The organism is Alistipes sp. ZOR0009 (assembly GCF_000798815.1).
Classification (GTDB): Bacteria; Bacteroidota; Bacteroidia; order Bacteroidales; family ZOR0009; genus Acetobacteroides.
Genome location: NZ_JTLD01000090.1, coordinates 1 through 5,760, shown reverse-complemented (window position 1 = coordinate 5,760; position 5,760 = coordinate 1). Strand labels below are relative to the sequence as shown.

Annotated in this window: 8 protein-coding genes; all 8 read left to right on the top strand. The window is 36.6% G+C overall.

Annotated features, from left to right (window positions below):
- The first annotated feature begins 79 nt into the window (after positions 1 to 79).
- The gene (locus L990_RS16530) at positions 80 to 490 is read left to right on the top strand and encodes a ribonuclease E inhibitor RraB (protein WP_197057319.1); all 411 of its coding nucleotides are present in this window, start codon (positions 80 to 82) and stop codon (positions 488 to 490) included.
- Positions 491 to 645: 155 nt separating this feature from the next.
- Positions 646 to 1,200, top strand: a complete 555-nt coding sequence (locus L990_RS19745) for a CPCC family cysteine-rich protein (RefSeq protein WP_081981768.1) — start codon at positions 646 to 648, stop codon at positions 1,198 to 1,200.
- A gap of 182 nt (positions 1,201 to 1,382) precedes the next feature.
- Positions 1,383 to 2,456 (top strand): phytase, encoded by a 1,074-nt coding sequence (locus tag L990_RS16520; RefSeq protein WP_052181103.1) that lies wholly within the window; start codon positions 1,383 to 1,385, stop codon positions 2,454 to 2,456.
- A 161-nt stretch (positions 2,457 to 2,617) separates the two neighbouring features.
- Positions 2,618 to 2,959, top strand: coding sequence for a DUF2019 domain-containing protein (locus L990_RS16515; RefSeq protein ID WP_047451731.1), 342 nt, complete (start codon positions 2,618 to 2,620; stop codon positions 2,957 to 2,959).
- 35 nt (positions 2,960 to 2,994) lie between these two features.
- A complete protein-coding gene (locus L990_RS16510) occupies positions 2,995 to 3,243 on the top strand; it encodes a hypothetical protein (protein ID WP_047451729.1) in 249 nt (82 codons plus the stop codon).
- Between the two features lie 229 nt (positions 3,244 to 3,472).
- Entirely contained in the window at positions 3,473 to 3,841 is a 369-nt protein-coding gene (locus L990_RS16505) for a hypothetical protein (protein ID WP_047451727.1), read from the top strand.
- A 171-nt stretch (positions 3,842 to 4,012) separates the two neighbouring features.
- Entirely contained in the window at positions 4,013 to 4,459 is a 447-nt protein-coding gene (locus tag L990_RS16500; RefSeq protein ID WP_047451725.1) for a hypothetical protein, read from the top strand.
- Between the two features lie 192 nt (positions 4,460 to 4,651).
- Positions 4,652 to 5,503, top strand: a complete 852-nt coding sequence (locus tag L990_RS16495; protein ID WP_047451723.1) for a hypothetical protein — start codon at positions 4,652 to 4,654, stop codon at positions 5,501 to 5,503.
- Positions 5,504 to 5,760: the final 257 nt, after the last annotated feature.

Sequence of the window (5,760 nt, the reverse complement as noted above, 5' to 3'; positions counted from 1 at the left end):
AAGACTATACTGGTAAATTGAAAAAATGAAAAAGAAAATCCTGTTTGGACTGATACTAACCTCAATAATAATTATAACTATGAAATTATTTGTTTTGTTTTCAACAAAACAAAATCCGGATAATAAGTTTGTTTCTGAAACTTCTTACAGAAAGAATAAAGATAATCAAGTTAATATGACACCTCAAACTATTAAGCAATTGAGAGAATATGGTGTAACTGAGAGTGAAAAACTTAAACTTGAGTACTTTTTTTATACAAACAACATAGATAAGGCTAGAAATCTTGCTGTCGAGTTTCAAAAAATGAATTATACTGTAAAATATGGTAAATCATCTGGAGACAAAAAACTCTTTGTGATTACTGGCTGGACTAATAAAATGGCGATCGCTGATTCAGTTATTATTGATTGGACAAAGCAGATGTGCGATTTAGGATACGAATTTGATTGTGAATTTGATGGATGGGGGACAGAACCAGCCCAAGAATAATAAATGCCAGCGCCCAACACACGGTATAGTCAACAAGCGGGTGAAGTGGTAGGCGGTAGCTTACAACGCCGCAGCAGCCGCAGTGCAGGCTGAGAGAACAGAAGCCCGCAAGCGCTTGTTGCCCATACCGCCAAACGTTGTAAGGCATTTAAGAAATGAAGACAATAAAACCACATATCCGAATTTTTACTGAAAATAGTCAGACAGTTATTCAAGTGGATACTTGTGAATTAAGGGACTATTTGGAGGATTACTTAACTGAAGTATGTAATATCGAATATGAATATTATCAAGCATTGAATTTTGAACTAAAGCATGTGAATATAGAGAGTTACAATCTTTTCTACTCTGACAAGTACCCTCTAAGTTTGATTGAAAGTGCAATTTCAAATTTGGATGACAAGAGGATAAAAGAAATAGTAGACTTTCAGTTGATTCAAGCGGATGGGAAATTTTATTGTCCCTGCTGTGGCTATAACACATTGATTGAACCTCCATCTGGAACGTACAACATTTGCACAATATGTTATTGGGAAGATGATCCAATTCAGTTAGAAAATCCAAATTACCAAGGAGGTGCAAATAGAGTATCACTTATTCAAGGTCAAAAGAATTTTGAAGAGTTTGGAGCCTGTGAAAGAGAAATGATTAAAAATGTTACGAAACCATCAGAGAAGGATATTAGAAATCCAAATTGGAAAAGATATTAAAAACGCCCTATAACACACGGTATAGTCAACAAGCGGGTGAAGTGGTAGGTGGAAGCTTACTGTGCCGCAGCAGCCGCAGTGCAGGCTGAGAGAACGGAAGCCCGCAAGCGCTTGTTGCCCATACCGCCAAACGTTATGCGTCAGCTAAACAGACACTACAGTCACTAAATAACAAATTTTAAATGGAAGAAACTATCAAAAGAAAAGCATTATTAGCATTAACAATTCTTGCATTAACAATTTTAAGTTGCAAGACAAGTGTAATGACCAAGACACCTATGGTGACACGAGTCAATCCTGTTATTATTACCGACAGTGTTAAACACAATAGTGATGACCCTGCAATCTGGATAAATAAAAATGACTTGTCAAAAAGTCTTATAATAGGGACAGATAAAGGAAAAGATGGAGAAGATGGAGCTTTATATGTTTTTGGTCTTGACGGAAAAGAAAAAAAAGAAAAAACATTCAAAGGGCTGAAAAGACCCAACAATGTGGATATTGCCTACAATCTGAGATTGAACAATCGTTCTATGGATATTGCTGTTTGCACAGAACGTAATACAAATTCAATTAGGGTTTTTACTTTGCCTGAAATGCAACTTATTGACAATGGCGGCATTCCGGTCTTTGAAGGAGATTCACTTCGTTTACCGATGGGAATTGCACTTTATACTGAAAAAAACGGGGAAATTTATGCGATAGTTAGCCGAAAAAATGGTCCGAAAGAGGGTTATCTATGGCAGTATAGACTAACCGACTTAGGCAACGGGATCGTGGGTGGAAAATTGGTTAGAAAATTTGGAAAGTTTAGTGGTAAAAAGGAAATAGAAGCTATAGCGGTAGATAATGAATTAGGGTATGTTTATTATTCTGATGAAGGTGTAGGCATTCGTAAATACTATGCTAACCCAGATAGTTCTAATACTGAATTGGCTATTTTTGCTTCTGCGGAATTTAAAAGCGACATTGAGGGAATATCAATTTACAAAAAGAAGAATGGCACAGGATATATTTTAGTTTCTGATCAACAAGCTAACCAATTCCATATCTTTCCCAGAGAAGGGAAAAAGAATAATCCTAACGAACATCCGCTGTTAAAAACTATTCAAACAGCCACATTAGAAAGTGACGGAAGCGATGTAACAAGCGTATCGTTGCCAAATTTTCCAAATGGTATTTTTGTCGCAATGAGTAACCCTAAAGTGTTCCTATTTTATCGTTGGAAAGATATTGCTGGGAAAGATTTAAAATAGCCGAACGCATAACAAAAACTATATGTCAATTGGGGTTTCCGTGCGGACAACAAAGTTCGCAGCCCGCAACAACGGCATTGGGGTTCGACAGGATAGCAACCTGCAATCCCCAACTGCATATAGTTCCGAACGTTGTGTGCAAACTTGAAAAATCGACCATCATGAGTGATTTGATAAATGAATATATTTCTTTAGCCATTGAGCATGGAGAGACTACCCTCACAGGTGATTTTAAACGAGGGAATAAGATACATGCTAAAATGATGAAAATAGTTGATAATATTAAGGATGGGAAACCTGATATTAAGGAACAGTTCTACACTTTAATGCATCATGATAGCGATTCTGTAAAGGTATGGACAGCAGTGACTTTATTAAAAACATTTGAAGATGAAGCATTAACTGTTTTAAAAAGCATAGAAAAAAAGGATAAAGATATCTTTGCTTTAAATGCAAAAATGTCAATTGATTCATGGACAAAAGGAATGTTGACTAATAGTTGATTGGAATAAATTATAGATTTATTTAAAGTAATCAAATGAGAAAAGCGATTTACTACATATTGATTAGTATATTCATCATTGGGATTCCACTTTTTGCTTTTGGGATAGTTAATACTATGGTCAGCATAAAATATGAAACAGCTGATATGGGAGATTGTATTTCTTCCGTCAGTGGAGTTGATTTGTGTTTGACGATTAAGATACTAAAAGGATTGATTGCTGTTTGTGCAGTAGGATTGATTAGTTTAATAATATTCAGAAAGAAAATATTAAATCAAAAATAAAAAGCCTGCACACAACAAGCGGCATAGCCAATCCGCGGGCTGAAGCGCAACGCGGTAGGTTGGTACCCGCAGGCAGGTTTTAGCGGGCTGAGACGAGAGATGCCCCGCAACCGCGGAGTGTCCATGCCGCCAGCCGTTGTGGGTAATTGTGAAGAGAAGCAAACTGGATAGAGTTTGACATGAAAAAGTTAGAGTTTTAATCAGGACACAGATAAATATTAGAAATCGCATGAAATCTAAAAAAATAGAAACAATAATTAGAAATTTTAAGACGCCAGAAATACTTTCAATAAACTATAATCTCGAGAATATAGAGATTCAATATTCAGTGGACGAATTTGAAGAATACTTTATAACTTTCAATAACCCTATTGGATTCAAATGTTTGCATGAAAGAGATTTAGGAAGTTTCTGGAAAGACAAAAAAATGGTAGAAAATTGGATAGTTGAAATACTAGAAGGTGGTTGGTTGAAAACAGAAATTGATAATGGATTTATATCAAATCATATATTTGAAGTAAGAGAATTCTTGATTAAAGGAATTGATGATTGTGTGACAGTTTTTGCATCGAACGAACCAATTATTAGAAAGATTTGAATAAAAACAACTACCCACAACCGCTGCTAAAAAAACACTGGGGCAGATAGTTAGATGTGATTTGTTTTTGTATATTGGCAACTATTTTAGCGAGGGACAAGACCGCTGCTTCGAACTCCCCAGCGCTTTTTAGCAGCAACCGTTATGGGCAAGCTTAAAAACTGACGCAAAATGATTTTTAAAGGAATAGATGACCAGTCTGTAGAGTTCAGAATAACTAACTATCAATACCCTGAAATTAAAGAAGGTGGTTGGGATGGGAATTGGTTGAATGTTTATTTAAAAGTAAAAAGCAATTGTGGTAATTGGCAAACTGTTGACCCATCCTTGACAACTTGGGAAGTCCAAGGACTTATAAAATGGTTTGAAACATTATCGAAAAACGAGAGACTTGAGCATTTAGAAAAGAATTTTACTGAACCAAATTTGTCATTTGAATTACTCGACAATCAGAATAATGCATTGAAAACATTCAGAATTAAATTCGATCTTGAATCTAGACCAGAATCTGCTTCTGATGACAAACAATATTATGTTGACTGCATTGCTGACAATGAAGAACTACATAGAATTATGAATGACTTACGAATTGAACTTGAACGATACCCAGAACGATAGCCTGCCCATAACACACGGTATAGTCAACAAGCGGGTGAAGAGGTAAGCGGTAGCTTACTGCGCCGCAGCAGCGGCAGTGCTGGCTGAGAGAACGGAAGCCCGCAGGCGCTTGTTGCCCATACCGCTAACCGTTATGGGCAATTTAAAAACAAACCCTATGAGTGTCATTTTAACCAATAAATTATAAATATTATGGAAGATTTTGTTGTAAAATCAGGAGAGACAAAAAAGATTTATCCACGTTTATATCGTTTTAATAATTTTATTATTGAAACGAATGCTACATTGATTGTACCTGAACGTTCAAATCAATGGCTAACGGTATTATGTGAAGGGGATATTGTCATCGATGGATTACTTGTTTATAGAAAATTTTATAGTGAAGGAGGTATTGTGTCAACCGTACTCCCTGATAATACCAAGATTGACCATCAATTTAAATGTTCAGCACTCGGCGGTAAAGGTGGTAATGGAGGAGTAAATTATGGGAATCCAGATGCTCCTGGAGGGATTGGAGTTTCTGGCTCTAAGCTGTTTGGTGGTGGTGGCGGTGCTGGTGGCTATTGGAGTGAACCTTCAAATCACAGTGGTGCTAATGCATCAGAGTGGCATGGTGGTGTGAGTTTTAGTAATAATATTGGTGGTGATGGCGGAATATCAACATTTGCACGTCATGGTGGTCTCGTATATTTTTCATCTATGAAAACATTTTCAGGTATAGGGATAATAGATTTGAGAGGTGATGATGGAAATGTTGGTATATCTGGAACACGTGGATGGGGTGCTCCTGGAAAATATGGTCAAGGAAATGCGGGAGGTGGAGGTGGTGCTCCAGCTGGAGATGGTGGAAGACTTATTATTAAGGCGAAAGAAGTATTACTAAAAGAACCTGAATATAAATTAGAAGGAGGGAAAGGTGGGAAAGGAGGAATGGCCGGTAATGCAAATGAAACAGAAATTGCACAAAATGGAGAAGATGGTGGAGATGGTTGTACTGGTTATGTGGAATTTCCAGTATATGAAAGTGAAATTAATCAAGTGTAGATATATAATTGTATCTTAATTTTTCAAAAAATAAAAAGGAAGATATAAATAAACTGCCCATAACACTTGCTATATAAAATTGCCTACAAGCTACTGAAATAGGGCGTTTTCGCTCGTTTTGCTCGGTTAGTGCGAGTGATACGAAAGTACTTCGAAATACGGCAACTTTACATAGCAAGGGAACGTTAACGGTAAGCTTAGGAAAAAGAGCGTATCGGTTACGGAAGCGTTAGCGAAAAGAGTAAAAGGAAACGTTT